Origin of the sequence: Streptococcus sp. Marseille-Q5855 (assembly GCF_946901985.1) — a bacterium.
GTDB lineage: Bacteria > Bacillota > Bacilli > Lactobacillales > Streptococcaceae > Streptococcus.
Genome location: NZ_CAMPPR010000002.1, coordinates 266,550 through 280,701, shown reverse-complemented (window position 1 = coordinate 280,701; position 14,152 = coordinate 266,550). Strand labels below are relative to the sequence as shown.

Genomic DNA, 14,152 nt, shown 5'->3' with positions numbered 1-14,152 from the left:
GCACCTAGAGAAATCTAAGTGCTTTTCTTATGCTTAGAAAGGAGCAAAGATATGGAAGATTGGAAAGAACGCTTTAAAAAAGAATACTACGAATTGAAAGAACGATTCCAGAAGTTAGACATGATGATTGGTCGATACGAAAAAGGGAAACTTGAGTTTGAACCTAGATGTCCTATCGATTTGTTAAAGAGGCAACGTTCGGTTATGTGGGATTACCTTTCAACTCTAGAACAGCGTGCAAAAATTGAAGAAATTAAACTATAAAATCTAACCGCATCGAAATCGAGGCGGTTTTCTTATGCCCTGAACATGGCGTTAAAAGGTTCAACTATTGGACAAGTCCGTAGTCCTAATAAAAGCGGAGCGACTGGTGATGGAGAACACCTAAAAAGCCTAGCGTAGAGGAAAGGATTTTCAAAATGAAAAAAGAACAACTGGCAAACATCGGCTTAACTGAAGACCAAATTTCTCAAGTCTTCGCTTTGTATGGTGCTTCTGTCCAAAAATTAAAGGATGATGTGGCAAGTAAAGAAAGCGAATTAGAGAGCGTGCGTGGACAGCTGACACAACGTGATAAAGACTTGAATGATTTGAAGAAAAAAGGCGCAGATGTTGAAGATATTCAGCAAAAGCTAGAGGACTTACAGGCTAAGTACAAGCAAGATACAGAAGCGCTTGAGACGAAACTAGCAGATGAGAACAAATCTCGCTTAATCGATGCTGAATTGACAAAAGCTGGCGTTCGAGACGCAGAAATTTTTGGAAAAATCTTAAACAAAGACGAAATCTCTGTAAAAGATGGCAAATTGATTGGCTTGACTGAGCAAATCGAAGCTCAGCGTGCTAAGAGTCCATATCTCTTTAACGGGGAGAAACAAGCCCAATATACGCCAAACCAAGGCGATGGGCAAGGTGCTAATTTAGGGGATTGGGACACTGCTATGAGCAATCCTAACTTCAACCTAACTCAATTTTTAGAACAACAAGGAGAAAATAACTAATGGCTAATGAACTTACAAAAATTCTAGACGCGATTACACCTCAACGGTACAATGCATACATGCAACAGTACACGGCTGCTAAATCTGCTTTCGTTCAAAGTGGTATTGCAGTATCAGACGAGCGTGTCTCTGAAAACATTACATCTGGTGGTCTTTTGGTCAACATGCCGTTTTGGAATGACCTTACTGGAGATTCTGAGGTTCTAGGCAATGGCGACAAAGCGCTAGAAACTGGAAAAATCACTGCTGGAGCAGACATCGCCTGCGTTCTTTACCGTGGACGTGGTTGGGCTGCTAACGAATTGACTGGTATTGTAGCCGGTTCTGACCCAGTCCGTGCTATCTTGAACCGTATCGGTGCTTACTGGTTGCGTGAAGACCAAAAAGCCTTGATTGCTACCTTGAATGGTATCTTTGCTACTGGAACTGGTGGAGAGAAAGGTGCGCTTGAAGAAACTCACGTATCAGACCAATCCAAAGCATCTACTGGTATCGATGCAGCTATGGTGCTTGACGCCAAACAATTGCTTGGAGATTCTGCTGATCAAGTTACTGCTATTGCTATGCACTCTGCAGTTTATACTAAACTACAAAAAGACAACTTGATTCAATACATCCAGCCAACAACTGCGACTATCAACATTCCGACTTACCTTGGTTACCGTGTCATTATCGATGATGGTATTGCACCAACAGGAGATATCTATACTTCATATCTTTTCCGCACAGGTTCAATCGGTCTCAATACAGGAAATCCATCAGGATTGACTACATTTGAAACTTCTCGTGAAGCTGCTAAAGGCAACGACATGATTTACACTCGTCGTGCCCTTGTTATGCACCCTTACGGTGTGAAATGGACTGGCGCAGAAGTGGACACTGGAAACATCACTCCATCAAACGCTGACTTGGCTAAATTCAAGAACTGGCAACGTGTTTATGAGCCTAAGAACATCGGTATTATCGCTTTGAAACACAAAATTGGCAAATAGATTGGGTGACAGAATATGATTCAAGAATTGAAACAAGACAACACAATGTACTTGATCTCATGCGTTCGGAAAATGCGTCAGGATAATTATTTCAAAGATATGGAAGTACTCCACTACGCTTTAACCCAAGCAGAAAACGAGATTTTGAATTATATTCACCAAGACAGTGTGCCTGGACGTTTAGAGAACGTATGGATAGACATGACCAACGACTTACTGGACAAGGTCAAGGAGCAAAGCGTGCTTGCTGAAAAAGCTGCTGCAGACGACTTTTCGGTTAAGAGTATCAAAATGGGTGATACGACAATCGAAAAGGTTAGCCCTTACGAAATGATTCAACGAATGAAACAAGTGCCGTCATCACTTGAGCGCTACAAGCGTCAGTTGAATCGTTTTAGGAAGCTACTATGACCGAATATGCTAAGACAGTCTTTGATTCCTTGTATGACTGTAAAATGACGGTTAAAGGTTATACAGAGCAAGAGATAGACGGTTTGACCAGTATGTCAGAAAGCGTGCTATTAGAAGACATTCCTTGTAGGATTTCGCAAATGAGTAATAGTTCAACGAACGGGAGCGACTATCAAGCCAATGGCTACGATATGAAACTCTTTTGCTCAGTTGTTTATGATATCCCAGCAGGTTGCAAGATTGAGGTGACTGATAGAAATGGGCACGTTAAAGTGTTTACACGGTCTAATGTGCCTATTGGTCAGTATTGGTCACATCAAGAAATTGCTATAAAGCTAGAGGGCAAGTCATGAGTGGCAGTTTTGATTATCGCAGTTTTGCTAAGTTTGCTAACAACTTCAACAGGAATGCAAATCAAGCGAAAGTAGACCGATTTATGAGACAGACCTTGAATTATGAAGGTACAGAACTAAATTCCAAAGTGAAAGAGAGAACGCCTGTTGGTGTTTATACGGATCATTGGGTTGAGTTCACTACCAAAGATGGCAAACACGTCAAATTTTGGGCAAGTGCTCATGGTAAACAAGGCGGAACCTTGCAAAAAGGCTGGTCTAAAAGCCATATTGAAGTATCTGGACGGACTTATAAGCAGAAAGTCTATAACAAGGTCTACTATGCCCCACACGTTGAGTACGGGCATAAGACGGTTAATGGTGGCTTTGTTCCAGGGCAATTTTTTCTTCATAAAACGGTTGAAGATACTAAAAGCGATATGGAAAATCGTGTCCGTGATAAGTATGATAGCTTTATGAGAAAGGTAGTGTTAGGAAATGGCAAATAAAGGCTTTCGGTTAGTCGAGGAGTTAGTTAGTCACATCAAGGGGTTATATCCTGACATCAGGATTTATCTGGATGAAGTAGAGCAAGGTTTTAAAGAGCCTTGTTTTTTTATCCATGTGGTTGATACTAAGTACACTCCAGAGGCCAACAAGTATGTGAAAGTACGTTCTAAAGTGGATTTGTCTTATTTTCCTTCTAAGAAAAAGCGTAGCGAGTGTTTAGCAATGCAGGAAGAATTGAGTTATAAACTCTTACACTTACCGACGATTCATTTATTTGACCGTCAGTATGAAGTGGTTGACAACGTTCTGCATTGTATTTTTAACGCAAGTACACGCTTGAAGTTAGAAGAGGAAGATATCAAACAACGTGAATTGAAAGTGAAAGAAGAGGTAAAAGATGGATAATGTAGACGGAATTGTGTTCCCTACTGCGGACATTTTGGAAAGTAGCGCTTTTACCAACGGAGAAAAAGACATTTTGGGGGCTATTTTAGATCCAGAAGAGTCTTATAGCTTGGAAGAAGCAAGAGCAAAACTAGAATACGAACTAGGAAGGAAGATTAAGTAATGGCAGGTGGAATTTGGAAACGCCAAAATAAAGTAAGACCAGGTGCTTACATCAACGTCAAATCAAAAGACATCGCAATGACTCGCCTTGGCGGTGACGGTGTCGTAACAGTACCGTTGGCACTCAGTTTCGGTCAATCAAAGAAATTGATGAAAATTCGACGTGGTGAAGACCTATTTAAGAAGCTAGGTTATGAGCAAGAAAGCCCACAGCTTTTGTTGCTGAATGAAGCATTCAAACGTGTTAGTGAAGTCTTGCTCTATCGTCTGAATACAGGCGAAAAGGCAAACGTAAGCCTTTCAGACAACGTAACGGCTCAAGCTAAATATAGCGGTGTCCGTGGGAATGACATCACAGTAACAGTCAAAACAAACGTAGACGACCCAAGTTCATTTGATGTTGTCACATTCCTTGATACTGTTGTTATGGACTCGCAGACTGTAAAAGTCTTGGCCGATTTGAAAAACAATGATCTAGTTGAATTTTCAGGAATTGGCGAACTGCAAGCGGTGGCTGGTGCTAAACTTACTGGCGGTACTGACGGTGCAGTCTCAACCCAAGACTACTCAGAATACTTCAAGGCGCTTGAAACAGTTGAGTTTAACTATATGGCTTTGCCAGTAGAAGATGCTTCTATCAAGAAGGCAGCTATCAACTTCATCAAACGCATGCGTGAAGACGAAGGGCTTGGTGCTCAATTGGTTGTGGCGGACTCAGATGCAGATAGCGAAGCAGTTATTAACGTTAAAAACGGCGTTATCTTGTCTGACAAGACAGTTATTGATAAGACTAAAGCGACTGTATGGGTTGCAGCAGCAAGCGCAAATGCTGGCGTTGAGAAATCGTTGACTTATGAGAAGTACGAAGACTCTGTTGATGTTGTGGGACGTTTGAGCCATACAGAGACAGAAGATGCGCTCTTGAAAGGGCAATTTGTCTTCACTGCTCGTCGTGGTCGTGCGGTAGTTGAACAAGATATCAACTCACACGTCAGCTTCACGATTGAAAAGAACCAAGACTTCCGTAAGAACCGTATCTTGCGTACCTTGGACGATATCGTGAACGATACTCGTTACGCTTTCTCTGAGTATTTCCTTGGAAAGGTAAGCAACAACGAAGATGGACGTCAAGCGTTTAAAGCGAACCGTATTCGCTACTTCAAAGACCTTGAAGCTCGTGGTGCTATTGAAGACTTCAAAGTAGAAGACATCGAGGTGCTACGTGGTGAGTTGAAAGAGTCTGTAGTGGTTAACGTAAAAGTGAAACCAGTGGACAGCATGGAAAAACTGTACATGACAGTTACAGTAGAGTAGGAAAGGAGATAGTATGGCTTTTTTAAAAGGTCGTGACGTAATCAGCGGTCAGGAAGGTACCGCTTTTATTCACATCGACGGAAGAAACGAGTTCATGTTCTATATCAAGGAACTTGAAGCTACAGTTAAGAAAAACAAAGAAGAAGTCCGCACCCTTAACAAACGTGGTACGCAAGTAAAAGCGACTGGTTTCAAGGGAGAAGGTAAGATGACTATTTACGGTGTAACTTCAACATTCAAGGAAATGATGTTGGACTACATGAAGAATGGTCGGGATACATTCTTTGATATCCAAGTGACCAATGACGATGCGACAAGTTCAATCGGTCGTCAAACAACTATCTTGCGTGAATGTAACCTTGATGAAGTTGTGATGGGTCAACTAAAAGTTGAGGAAGATTTCTTGGAAGAAGAAGTCAACTTTACTTTTGAAGATGTGGATATCTTGGAAAAATTTAATGCGCCTAAATTAGGTTAGAAAGAGGATAGATAAATGGCAATTTCAGACTTTTTACTAGAAAACGTTCAGCAGGAAGAAACAAAGGAAGTACACCTTAAGCGCTTCAAATCTCCTTTTGTCATTCGAAGTATTGACGAAAGTCTAAACGATACGTTGAAGAAACGTGCGACAATCAAGAAGAAAAACCGCCAAGGTGTGGCTATTCCTGAGTTCAACAACGATAAGTACATCGACTCTTTAATGTCTGCCTGCGTTGTTACACCAGACTTGAAAGACGCTCAACTACAAGAGTCTTATCGTACTGTCGGGGATGAAGCGGCAACCTTGAAAGCTATGTTGAAGATTGGGGAATATGCTACCCTAATGCAAGAAATCCAGTCGCTTAACGGATTTGATGAAGACATCAATGATCTTGTCGAAGAAGCAAAAAACGACTAGAGGACGGGGACGCAGAGTTGAGTTATGCTTACTACTGTTTGCATCAATTCAACTGGACTCCGTCCTTTTTGGATAGCTTATCTAAACGTGAAAAAGCCTTGATTTTTGCCTTTATCGATATCCGAGTAGAGGCAGAAGAAAAGGAACACAAAGAAATGGAAAGAAAAAGCAAAGGAAGGAGGAGACGGTAGAAGATGACCACATTAATGCAAACACTAGCGCTTAGAGATAATTTCTCAAGCCCTTTAAACCGAATTAACAGTACGATTAACAGGACTATTGCTAAGTTCGGCGAGTTGGACAGACGTGTTAAGAAAATGACGCAGACTGCAACGATTAAAGTCAAAGCAGATATGCCTAAGAATTTAACTGCACCTAAAACTACTAGCCCTGTAGCGCCTAAAATGGCGACACCTATCGCTCCCAAACTTCCTTCGACTGGGCCTCTTGTTGGTGGCTTAGGCGCTGCTACATCCATGCTTGGTCGAATGACCTCTATTTCTCGTGCTTTAAATTTCATGGTTGCTATTCAAGCCTTGAGGCAAATGGCTAATTTAATGAGCGGTCTGATTAAGTCAGGCGATGATTATATTCAGACCATGGCAAGGCTTAAGACGATAGAAGACGGATCTAAGACAGGCCAAGAACTCCAAGACGGTATCATGGCGGCAGCACAACGCTCAAGGACTGGCTTCGGTATCATGGCAGACTCAGTGGCTAAACTACGCTCACAAGCTGGAGAAGCCTTTAAAAGCAATGATGAAGCTATTGCATTCGCTGAACAGTTGAATAAACTTTATAAAATCGGTGGTGCAAGCTTAGAGCAACAAAAAGCAGGGACGCTTCAAATCACACAGGCACTTGCTTCAGGGGTTCTTCGTGGTGATGAGTTTAACTCTATGATGGAGAACGCTCCGCTTGTTGCCCAAAAACTAGCTAGACACCTTGGTGTCAGCGTTGGTCAATTGAGGGCGATGGCTAAAGATGGCCAACTAACAGGAGATATCCTTAAGAGTGCCTTGCTTGGTTCAGCAGTTGAAACAAACGCTGAGTTTGCGAAAATGCCGATGACCTTTGCCGACATGATGACTCAGGTTGGTAACGTTGCTTCATACGCATTTCAGCCTTTAATTCAAGCATGGCAAGAGTTTATTAATAGTACCGCTGGTCAAAACTTCATGGCAGGTTTAGAAACCGCTATGTTTGCGATTGGCCAGATAGCTTTGTGGCTCTTTAATCTCTTTGTTGCAGGTTGGAACTGGGTTACTGAGAACATCGACTTTGTAATTACTGCTTTAGAATTATTAGCAACGGTTGCAGCATGGGCTGGCTATGTTGCATTTGTCGCATGGGCATTAGCAAATTGGCCCTTGTTGCTCATGATAGGAATTGTATTATTGATTTCTAAAGTGCTGGCAGACATGGGGGGTTCTTTTGCGGATGTTGCTGCAACAATTATCATGATGATTGTGTACATAGCAGAAGCAGCTTATAATAACATACAATTCGTCATCAACCTGTTTGTATTCTTAGGTTCTGTGGTTATCAATGTCTTTACATGGCTTCATAATGCAGGGATCGATGTTTCAGATGCAATTGGAAATACATTTGTAGCAGTAGTTTGGGCGATTAAGAAAGCATTTTATGATTTTGCTAAAGGTGTGTTGAATGGTTTCGCAAAAGTCGCAGATGGCGCAGCTAACGTAGCGAAAGAAATAGGTAACGCCTTTATAGCAGGTGCCAATATGGCTATTAAGGCTATAAACTGGATTATTAAAGCATTGAATAAAATCCCTGGAGTGAACCTTGGAACTGTCGGCGAAATTGGTGCAATGTCATACAATGGAGGACTCGGAAACTCAATTCGAGGTCTAGCTGATGGTTTAGATCCTGGTCCTGTGCCTGTAAAAGCTTCTTTTGGTGGTATAAAAAGAAAAGAATTGGAACTTCATAACCCAACAGAAGGATTGAAGGATCCTATGATTGATTCTGTGGCAGCATACCAAAAAACAAAGAATTTCTTTAATGGCATCGGTGACGCTATGAAGGGTTTTGGAGACAAAATGAAGAAACAAGACGAACTTGCTTCTAAATTTGACCAAATGAACCAAACGCCTGCAGGGGCTGGTGCTCCTTCTGGTGGTGCTGGTGGTCTTGGCGACAAGCTAGGCAAAGGCAAGAACATTGGTAACGTCGGTAAGATTGAAGATGAAGTCAAGCTGAAAGACGAAGATATTAAGATGATGCGTGATGTTGCAGAACGTAAGTACATCATTGATTACCAAGTTTTAACACCTCAAGTTAGTGTTAAATATGAGTCTAAAAATAGCGCTACTGAGCAGGATATCAATGATCTAGTTGGTAAGATTGAAGAAAAGATTATCGGACTGGTCGATAGCGACCTAGGAATTGCGTAGGAGGTACAAAGAAATGGCGATTGGTATTTTCGTGGAGTACAAAGGTCAGGTCACACAACTTCCTGTCAATCCTGAAGAACTGAAAACAAAGAATAGCGCAAATAATGAGTCAACAACGAGTATTGCGCTAGGAGAAATAACCCAGATGAGTTTTCCAAAACTCTCTGAGGTTACTTTCACTTCATTCTTCCCTAGAGACACTTTTCGCTCTTATGTCCTGAATAAATCAGGGACGCCTGAAACCTATGTCCGACTCTTAAAGAAAATCATGGACGGGAAAGAACCTTGTCGCTTGATTATCTCTGGCGTGGGTATCAATATGCTTGCGACAGTTGAAAGTTTTGAGCAACAAAGAAAAGCTGGTATTCATGAGGATGTTTACTACGACATCACTTTCAAAGAGTACAAGATGGCCAAGGCTCGGTTTGTAAAAATCGAGAAGAAGGTATCAGAAGAGAAGAAAGCTAGTCAGCCTCAGAAAGAACAGGCTCCCTCAACTAAGAAAGAAGTGACTATCGGTGCAAAGGTGCTTGTTAATGGGCAACTTCATAGAGATAGCTATGGAGAAGGGCCTGGTCAAACTGAGTCAAACGCAACTAGACTTGTCAATTATATCAATATGAAAGGGTCGCATCCTTATCACGTTACTATGCTTGATGGCGGTTGGCGTGGTTGGGTTACTGCTGATTCGGTGCAAGTCCTATGATGGAATTTCTGATTCAAGATGTGAATGACGGTAAAGTCTTTGATATCACTGAGTTGGTCGGAGGTGTCAAATGGGAAACTAGCATTGATTTTCAGCCGGGGAAACTTGAGTTTGATATGATTATAGACTCGCAGGTCGCTTGTAACTTTGGGGATGTTATCCGCTTCAAGGTAGATGATAAGGGCATTTTTTACGGTAAAGTTTTCAAGAAAAAGCGGAAATCAGCCAAGAAATGGTCTGTTACTGCTTATGACAGAATGAGGTACCTGAAAAACACTGATACAATCGTGTTTGAAGCCTCTAAAAGTCATGAAATCTTTAGTAAGATTTGCGAAATCTCAGAACTTGAGTACAAAGTTGTTGACGAGGGAAACTGGACGTGTCCTGAGAAAATCGAAGATAAGAAAACTTATTTTGCGATGATCCAGAACGCTTTGGACTTAACATTGATTCATGGTGGCATGTGGTACATCATCAGAGATAACTTTGGTACAGTCGAGCATATAGCCTTAAATTCGCTGATTACTGACTTAGTGATTGGTGATGATAGCGTAGCGACAGACTTTGACTATGAAGGCTCTATCGATGACAGTTACAACTATGTGAAGCTGACTAAAGACAACAAGCAGAGTAATAAGCGTGAAGTTTACGTTGTGAAAGACTCTAAAAATGTGGCTCTTTGGGGCAAGTTGCAGTACCACGAAAAAGTGGATGAAAAAATGAATGAGAGTCAGATTCAACAGAAGGCTGAACTCTTATTGAAAGCTAAAAATCATCCTAAAAAGACTTTTAAAGTCCCTTGTTTAGGACATCTTGGAATCAGTGCAGGCAACAGTGTTGTGTTGGATTTTGCTGATTTAGAGTCTGAAGGGATTAAGAAGAACAGTCTTGGCATCATCTCTAAATGTACCCACAAGTGGGACAAGGTGCATACAATGGATTTAGAATTGAGGACACTGGAATAATGGCAGGAGAGTTATTGGCACGCCTTTTGGCGCAAGGAGTAGATGATGGGACAGACAGAACAGATATTGTTTTTGGCTCTGTCACATCTGTTTCTCCTTTAACAATCAAGGTTAATAATAAACTTGAAATCCCTGAGTCTTTTTTAGTTCTAAGTCCGATGGTTAAAGAACTACGCACTGGAGATACTGAAGGGGACAACAAGAGATGGATTGTTTTTCGTGATCTTGAAGCAGGAGACAAAGTCTTAATGATTAAAGCCCAGAACGGGCAATTATACTACGTTTTACAAAGGATGGAGTGAAGATGGTAGATATACGAAACATTGAAGAAGTTGTTTTGCCATCCTACACTTATCAAGTGAAAAATGGCAGAATACACGGATATATTGACGGCTTAGAAGCCATGAGGCAAGCAGTTGAAAAGATTTTGCTTACAGAACGGTTTGAGTGGGTTATTTACTCTTCGAACTACGGAGTAGAATTGGAGCGCTTGATAGGAAAGCCTTATGATTTTGTAAAAGCTGACCTTGAGAGAACAATTTCTCAAGCCTTATTAGTTGATACAAGAATTAAAAGTGTCCAAAATTTCTTCATCGAGCAGCAAACCAAGGACAGCTTGCTTTGTGTCTTTGAAGTCCATACTATATCCGGTTTATTTAAAGTTGAAAAGGAGGTGACGCTGATTAATGATAGGTGATTTCTTAGAAAAATACACGTTTGATTATCTGATGAATGACGCTCTTTCTCGTGTCAATGAAAATATTGATACACGGGAAGGTTCTATCATCTATGACGCATTAGCGCCTGCTTGTTACGAGTTAGCTGGTTTTTATTTGCAGTTGAAAAATCTACTGCTAGATACATTTCCACAGACTGCTATTGGTCAATACCTAGACTACAAGGTTGAGGAGTTCGGTCTACATCGTTATCCGTCCAAGAAAGCGGTACGCTTTGCGGAGTTTAAAAACGAGAGAAAAGAAGGCGTACAAATCGCTTTAGGTTCTCGTTTTGCGACAATTGACGATGCTGCACTCATCTACAAGGTAGTTCGTGCAACTAATGTAGCTGGCAAGTATGAAGTAGAGTGTGAGACGACTGGCGTTGTCGGAAACCGCTACTACGGCAATATCTTACCCTTGGAGAACTACAGGAACCTCGCCACTGCAGTCTTAGGGGAAATCGTTACATCTGGGCAAGATGAAGAAACTGACGATGAATTGCGGAAGCGTTTCTTGATTTACGTCAATGAGAAGCCGTTTGGCGGTAACTTCATCGAGTACGTTCAGCGTGTTCGTGAAATTGACGGTGTTGGCGCAGTTCAGGTCTATCCAGTTTGGAACGGCTCAGGAACGGTTAAAGTGGTTGTTTTAGACAACGACTTAAACTTGGCGTCTACTGAGACAATTAAGAAGGTGCAAAATGTTCTGGATCCACTAGAATATACTGGAAAAGGAGTTGGACTAGCTCCTATCAACCACCGTGTGACGGTTACGACTGCGACACGATTCCCGATTGATATTGAGTTTAAACTTGAGTTGATGACAGGATATCAGCTAAATCAAGTGAAAGAACTGGTAGACAAGACACTAGACCAGTATTTCTTAGACTTGAGAAAGAACTGGGCGCAATACTCAGATGTCAACACCTACAGCATGAAAATCTATCGCTCGCAGTTAATGGCCAAGCTACTGACCATTACAGGTATCGCAAACGTTGATAAGATGAAATTGAATAACCGTGAAGCTGATTTAGCACTTGTTTTTACAGGACAATTACAACAATTGCCGTATAAAGGAACAGTGAGGACAGTTTAATGGTGAAAGAGGTAAACTTATCTGAATACGTTCCAGATTACTACGAGGGCGTCAAGGATATGAAGGAACTTGTTCGAGTTGAAAACGCTCTGTTTAAAGACGGGACTGTCTCGTTAGAGCAGTTCATCAAGAACCAGTTTATTATGCTCTGTGATGTCCCTACCTTAACGAAATTTGAAGAAGTCTACGGTATTGTTGCTCATGCTGACGATACGTTGGAGTGGAGAAGAGAGCGTGTTTTGTTGCGGATCAATATGAGACCACCGTTTTCTTGGTGGTTTTTAATTCGCAAATTGGACGACCTTTTCGGAAAAGGAAAGTACAAGGCTTCAGTAGATTTCGCTAATCAGGTATTACTGATTGAGTCCGGTGCAGAAACGAGCGGACTTTTCAGAGAGTCAGTTATTTTTGTCAATGCAATAAAGCCAGCAAATATGGGATATACGCATATCCCAACAGTAACAGAACGAGTCAAGCTGAAAGAACGGTTATTCAAGACGTCAGTAGACTTTGCTAGAGCAGGTTATGCAGTTGTAGGTGTGACACCTTTTGAATACGAAGGACCGCAAGAGGAGGTTTTATTCAATGATTAAAGAAACGTTACTAAATACAGTTACAGAAACCGTACTAGCTAAAATCAACAAAGCAAGGTTGAATGATAATCAAATTGTGACGATACAGAAACAACGAGAGCAACATTTTGTTTTGATTGATTTCTTGGTACCAGACTCAATCAGAGAAATCAATAAGATTGAGTTGTTAGACGCTTCAAATGTCCCTCAGTCTGTTATTGATGTATACGTTCCGATTGAAACAACGACACGATTCAAATATAGACTGGAGGTGCTAACAGATGGCTAAAATCTGGAGGTCAAGAGATATCATCGGCGCTGAGGATGCGCAACGATGGGAAAACAAAGCCGATTCAAGTCACAGGCACAAGGTTGCAGACATTGACGGTCTGCCTGAAAAGATTGACGAGTTCACCAGAAGTAAGGCTGAGAAGGTTGACCTAACTGGTCACATCAACAACCGCAACAATCCACACAATGTGACAAAGGCTCAGGTAGGCTTGGGGAATGTAGACAACGTAAGACAAGCCAGTTACACAGATCATGAAGCTACAAAAAGAGAAGTCGCCGAGCAAGAACAACGATTGTCATTGCTAGAAGAAATGGTATTACAGAATCGATTCTATGTACCAATCAAAGCGGAAGATAATGATGATGTATTGTTAGGAGACGAAAACAACAATCTAGTCGTAGCTGATTGGAAATACCAAGTAGTAGAAAGGGAGGAATAGATGAATGGTAATTATGAGTAACCAAGTTAGAAAAGCTACTGATTTGCCCACATTATCCAATGTATCAGACGGAGATGTGGTGCTAGTTCATAGTGGAGCAGGTTTAAAGAAAGTTCCTGTTTCCACTTTAAAACGAACATTTGCAACACCACAATCAGCTATATCAGTGGCTACGTCAAACTCAAACGGGATTGTCAGGCCGGATAATCAGACGACAGAAGTGTCAAATGGTGTGATGAAAGCAAAGACTGCCACTAGTGGGCAGGCTGGTGTGGTGCGACCTGACAACTCAACGATTACAGTCGATAGTTCGGGTGTTTTACGAGTAAACAGGTCAGCGCTTGGAATTCCAAGTACACCGTCCGAAGTGATAGCAAATAAATTTGTAAACCAAAACGGAAACCAGCAAATGAAGTATTGGTATGGCTCAAAAGCCCAATATGAAGCAGTCAGAACTAAAGATCCCAACACAATCTATGATGTGTATGAGTAGGTGATTTTATGACTACAAGAGAAGGAATTTATGTCGGAGGACATGAGATTATAGAACGGTATGTTGGTAATCGTTTGGTTTGGGAGAAATGGGTCTATGTTGGATATTTCCAGAATCTAAGAACTCCGTTTGAATCACAAGGCTATTTGGTTTTTGATTCAATAGCTTTAAGTGATTTCAACAATAAATATCGTGACGAGAGCAAAGTAAATGATGTTAAAGTACGGATTAAGCACCAGAACAATACAATTACAACTGTTTATGCGAAGTATGCGCGGTTGTACGATAGGGATACAAGGCCAGATAATTTCAGTAGAGGAAGTGCGCTCTATATCTCATTTAAAGACGATAATCAAAGACAAGTATTCAAAAGTAATGTCACTAGAAACGATTCACTATACTTTTATTTTAAATAATCAGGAGAACATT

23 protein-coding genes are annotated in these 14,152 nt (G+C 41.2%); all 23 read left to right on the top strand.

Translation table 11 applies throughout. The features are described from left to right. Positions 1-51: 51 nt before the first annotated feature. The 23 genes from OC529_RS03840 to OC529_RS03730 all read left to right on the top strand — a co-directional run bounded on the left by OC529_RS03840 (position 52) and on the right by OC529_RS03730 (position 14,139). The gene (locus OC529_RS03840) at positions 52-264 is read left to right on the top strand and encodes a crAss001_48 related protein (protein WP_262081523.1); all 213 of its coding nucleotides are present in this window, start codon (positions 52-54) and stop codon (positions 262-264) included. Between the two features lie 155 nt (positions 265-419). Then, the gene (locus OC529_RS03835; protein ID WP_262081522.1) at positions 420-1,001 is read left to right on the top strand and encodes a phage scaffolding protein; all 582 of its coding nucleotides are present in this window, start codon (positions 420-422) and stop codon (positions 999-1,001) included. Beyond that, positions 1,001-1,993, top strand: coding sequence for a major capsid protein (locus OC529_RS03830; protein WP_262081521.1), 993 nt, complete (start codon positions 1,001-1,003; stop codon positions 1,991-1,993). The genes OC529_RS03835 and OC529_RS03830 overlap by 1 nt, the downstream gene beginning before the upstream one ends. 15 nt (positions 1,994-2,008) lie before the next feature. Next, positions 2,009-2,404, top strand: coding sequence for a hypothetical protein (locus OC529_RS03825; RefSeq protein WP_262081520.1), 396 nt, complete (start codon positions 2,009-2,011; stop codon positions 2,402-2,404). After that, positions 2,401-2,757, top strand: coding sequence for a hypothetical protein (locus OC529_RS03820; RefSeq protein ID WP_173283159.1), 357 nt, complete (start codon positions 2,401-2,403; stop codon positions 2,755-2,757). The genes OC529_RS03825 and OC529_RS03820 overlap by 4 nt, the downstream gene beginning before the upstream one ends. Beyond that, the gene (locus tag OC529_RS03815; protein WP_262081519.1) at positions 2,754-3,245 is read left to right on the top strand and encodes an HK97 gp10 family phage protein; all 492 of its coding nucleotides are present in this window, start codon (positions 2,754-2,756) and stop codon (positions 3,243-3,245) included. Before OC529_RS03820 ends, OC529_RS03815 begins: the two co-directional genes overlap by 4 nt. Then, positions 3,235-3,651: a DUF6838 family protein gene (locus OC529_RS03810; RefSeq protein WP_262081518.1), complete on the top strand. Its 417-nt coding sequence runs from the start codon at positions 3,235-3,237 to the stop codon at positions 3,649-3,651. The genes OC529_RS03815 and OC529_RS03810 overlap by 11 nt, the downstream gene beginning before the upstream one ends. Further along, positions 3,644-3,814, top strand: coding sequence for a hypothetical protein (locus OC529_RS03805; protein WP_015973664.1), 171 nt, complete (start codon positions 3,644-3,646; stop codon positions 3,812-3,814). Before OC529_RS03810 ends, OC529_RS03805 begins: the two co-directional genes overlap by 8 nt. Continuing rightward, positions 3,814-5,127: a phage tail sheath family protein gene (locus tag OC529_RS03800; RefSeq protein WP_262081517.1), complete on the top strand. Its 1,314-nt coding sequence runs from the start codon at positions 3,814-3,816 to the stop codon at positions 5,125-5,127. Before OC529_RS03805 ends, OC529_RS03800 begins: the two co-directional genes overlap by 1 nt. A 13-nt stretch (positions 5,128-5,140) precedes the next feature. Further along, positions 5,141-5,605: a phage tail tube protein gene (locus OC529_RS03795; protein ID WP_173229699.1), complete on the top strand. Its 465-nt coding sequence runs from the start codon at positions 5,141-5,143 to the stop codon at positions 5,603-5,605. 15 nt (positions 5,606-5,620) lie between these two features. Next, positions 5,621-6,025 carry a phage tail assembly chaperone gene (locus tag OC529_RS03790; RefSeq protein WP_023948071.1) on the top strand — a complete coding sequence of 135 codons (405 nt, stop codon included), beginning with the start codon at positions 5,621-5,623 and terminating at the stop codon, positions 6,023-6,025. Between the two features lie 17 nt (positions 6,026-6,042). Continuing rightward, complete coding sequence (locus OC529_RS03785) at positions 6,043-6,216, top strand: hypothetical protein (protein ID WP_182910613.1); 174 nt, start codon at positions 6,043-6,045, stop codon at positions 6,214-6,216. A 3-nt stretch (positions 6,217-6,219) separates the two neighbouring features. Next, complete coding sequence (locus OC529_RS03780) at positions 6,220-8,442, top strand: tape measure protein (RefSeq protein WP_262081516.1); 2,223 nt, start codon at positions 6,220-6,222, stop codon at positions 8,440-8,442. Positions 8,443-8,455: 13 nt separating this feature from the next. Further along, a complete protein-coding gene (locus OC529_RS03775; RefSeq protein WP_061759919.1) occupies positions 8,456-9,148 on the top strand; it encodes a phage baseplate protein in 693 nt (230 codons plus the stop codon). Continuing rightward, positions 9,145-10,113: a hypothetical protein gene (locus tag OC529_RS03770; protein WP_112445273.1), complete on the top strand. Its 969-nt coding sequence runs from the start codon at positions 9,145-9,147 to the stop codon at positions 10,111-10,113. The genes OC529_RS03775 and OC529_RS03770 overlap by 4 nt, the downstream gene beginning before the upstream one ends. Continuing rightward, on the top strand, positions 10,113-10,415 hold the full coding sequence (locus OC529_RS03765) for a DUF2577 domain-containing protein (RefSeq protein WP_015973671.1): 303 nt from the start codon (positions 10,113-10,115) through the stop codon (positions 10,413-10,415). Before OC529_RS03770 ends, OC529_RS03765 begins: the two co-directional genes overlap by 1 nt. Before the next feature lie 2 nt (positions 10,416-10,417). After that, positions 10,418-10,810, top strand: coding sequence for a DUF2634 domain-containing protein (locus OC529_RS03760; RefSeq protein WP_023948079.1), 393 nt, complete (start codon positions 10,418-10,420; stop codon positions 10,808-10,810). After that, positions 10,800-11,927 carry a baseplate J/gp47 family protein gene (locus tag OC529_RS03755; RefSeq protein WP_112445269.1) on the top strand — a complete coding sequence of 376 codons (1,128 nt, stop codon included), beginning with the start codon at positions 10,800-10,802 and terminating at the stop codon, positions 11,925-11,927. Before OC529_RS03760 ends, OC529_RS03755 begins: the two co-directional genes overlap by 11 nt. Beyond that, positions 11,927-12,520, top strand: a complete 594-nt coding sequence (locus OC529_RS03750; protein WP_173279047.1) for a putative phage tail protein — start codon at positions 11,927-11,929, stop codon at positions 12,518-12,520. The genes OC529_RS03755 and OC529_RS03750 overlap by 1 nt, the downstream gene beginning before the upstream one ends. Then, positions 12,513-12,788, top strand: a complete 276-nt coding sequence (locus OC529_RS03745; RefSeq protein WP_173279048.1) for a hypothetical protein — start codon at positions 12,513-12,515, stop codon at positions 12,786-12,788. The genes OC529_RS03750 and OC529_RS03745 overlap by 8 nt, the downstream gene beginning before the upstream one ends. Further along, a complete protein-coding gene (locus OC529_RS03740) occupies positions 12,781-13,230 on the top strand; it encodes a hypothetical protein (RefSeq protein ID WP_173279049.1) in 450 nt (149 codons plus the stop codon). Before OC529_RS03745 ends, OC529_RS03740 begins: the two co-directional genes overlap by 8 nt. 4 nt (positions 13,231-13,234) lie before the next feature. Beyond that, positions 13,235-13,723, top strand: coding sequence for a hypothetical protein (locus OC529_RS03735; RefSeq protein WP_173279050.1), 489 nt, complete (start codon positions 13,235-13,237; stop codon positions 13,721-13,723). An 8-nt stretch (positions 13,724-13,731) separates the two neighbouring features. Further along, entirely contained in the window at positions 13,732-14,139 is a 408-nt protein-coding gene (locus OC529_RS03730) for a hypothetical protein (RefSeq protein WP_173279051.1), read from the top strand. Positions 14,140-14,152: the final 13 nt, after the last annotated feature.

Coding starts and splice junctions, on each gene's coding strand:
- OC529_RS03840 (WP_262081523.1), top strand. CDS start 52: ATGGAAGATTGGAAAGAACGCTTTAAAAAAGAATACTACGAATTGAAA.
- OC529_RS03835 (WP_262081522.1), top strand. CDS start 420: ATGAAAAAAGAACAACTGGCAAACATCGGCTTAACTGAAGACCAAATT.
- OC529_RS03830 (WP_262081521.1), top strand. CDS start 1,001: ATGGCTAATGAACTTACAAAAATTCTAGACGCGATTACACCTCAACGG.
- OC529_RS03825 (WP_262081520.1), top strand. CDS start 2,009: ATGATTCAAGAATTGAAACAAGACAACACAATGTACTTGATCTCATGC.
- OC529_RS03820 (WP_173283159.1), top strand. CDS start 2,401: ATGACCGAATATGCTAAGACAGTCTTTGATTCCTTGTATGACTGTAAA.
- OC529_RS03815 (WP_262081519.1), top strand. CDS start 2,754: ATGAGTGGCAGTTTTGATTATCGCAGTTTTGCTAAGTTTGCTAACAAC.
- OC529_RS03810 (WP_262081518.1), top strand. CDS start 3,235: ATGGCAAATAAAGGCTTTCGGTTAGTCGAGGAGTTAGTTAGTCACATC.
- OC529_RS03805 (WP_015973664.1), top strand. CDS start 3,644: ATGGATAATGTAGACGGAATTGTGTTCCCTACTGCGGACATTTTGGAA.
- OC529_RS03800 (WP_262081517.1), top strand. CDS start 3,814: ATGGCAGGTGGAATTTGGAAACGCCAAAATAAAGTAAGACCAGGTGCT.
- OC529_RS03795 (WP_173229699.1), top strand. CDS start 5,141: ATGGCTTTTTTAAAAGGTCGTGACGTAATCAGCGGTCAGGAAGGTACC.
- OC529_RS03790 (WP_023948071.1), top strand. CDS start 5,621: ATGGCAATTTCAGACTTTTTACTAGAAAACGTTCAGCAGGAAGAAACA.
- OC529_RS03780 (WP_262081516.1), top strand. CDS start 6,220: ATGACCACATTAATGCAAACACTAGCGCTTAGAGATAATTTCTCAAGC.
- OC529_RS03775 (WP_061759919.1), top strand. CDS start 8,456: ATGGCGATTGGTATTTTCGTGGAGTACAAAGGTCAGGTCACACAACTT.
- OC529_RS03770 (WP_112445273.1), top strand. CDS start 9,145: ATGATGGAATTTCTGATTCAAGATGTGAATGACGGTAAAGTCTTTGAT.
- OC529_RS03765 (WP_015973671.1), top strand. CDS start 10,113: ATGGCAGGAGAGTTATTGGCACGCCTTTTGGCGCAAGGAGTAGATGAT.
- OC529_RS03760 (WP_023948079.1), top strand. CDS start 10,418: ATGGTAGATATACGAAACATTGAAGAAGTTGTTTTGCCATCCTACACT.
- OC529_RS03755 (WP_112445269.1), top strand. CDS start 10,800: ATGATAGGTGATTTCTTAGAAAAATACACGTTTGATTATCTGATGAAT.
- OC529_RS03750 (WP_173279047.1), top strand. CDS start 11,927: ATGGTGAAAGAGGTAAACTTATCTGAATACGTTCCAGATTACTACGAG.
- OC529_RS03745 (WP_173279048.1), top strand. CDS start 12,513: ATGATTAAAGAAACGTTACTAAATACAGTTACAGAAACCGTACTAGCT.
- OC529_RS03740 (WP_173279049.1), top strand. CDS start 12,781: ATGGCTAAAATCTGGAGGTCAAGAGATATCATCGGCGCTGAGGATGCG.
- OC529_RS03735 (WP_173279050.1), top strand. CDS start 13,235: ATGGTAATTATGAGTAACCAAGTTAGAAAAGCTACTGATTTGCCCACA.
- OC529_RS03730 (WP_173279051.1), top strand. CDS start 13,732: ATGACTACAAGAGAAGGAATTTATGTCGGAGGACATGAGATTATAGAA.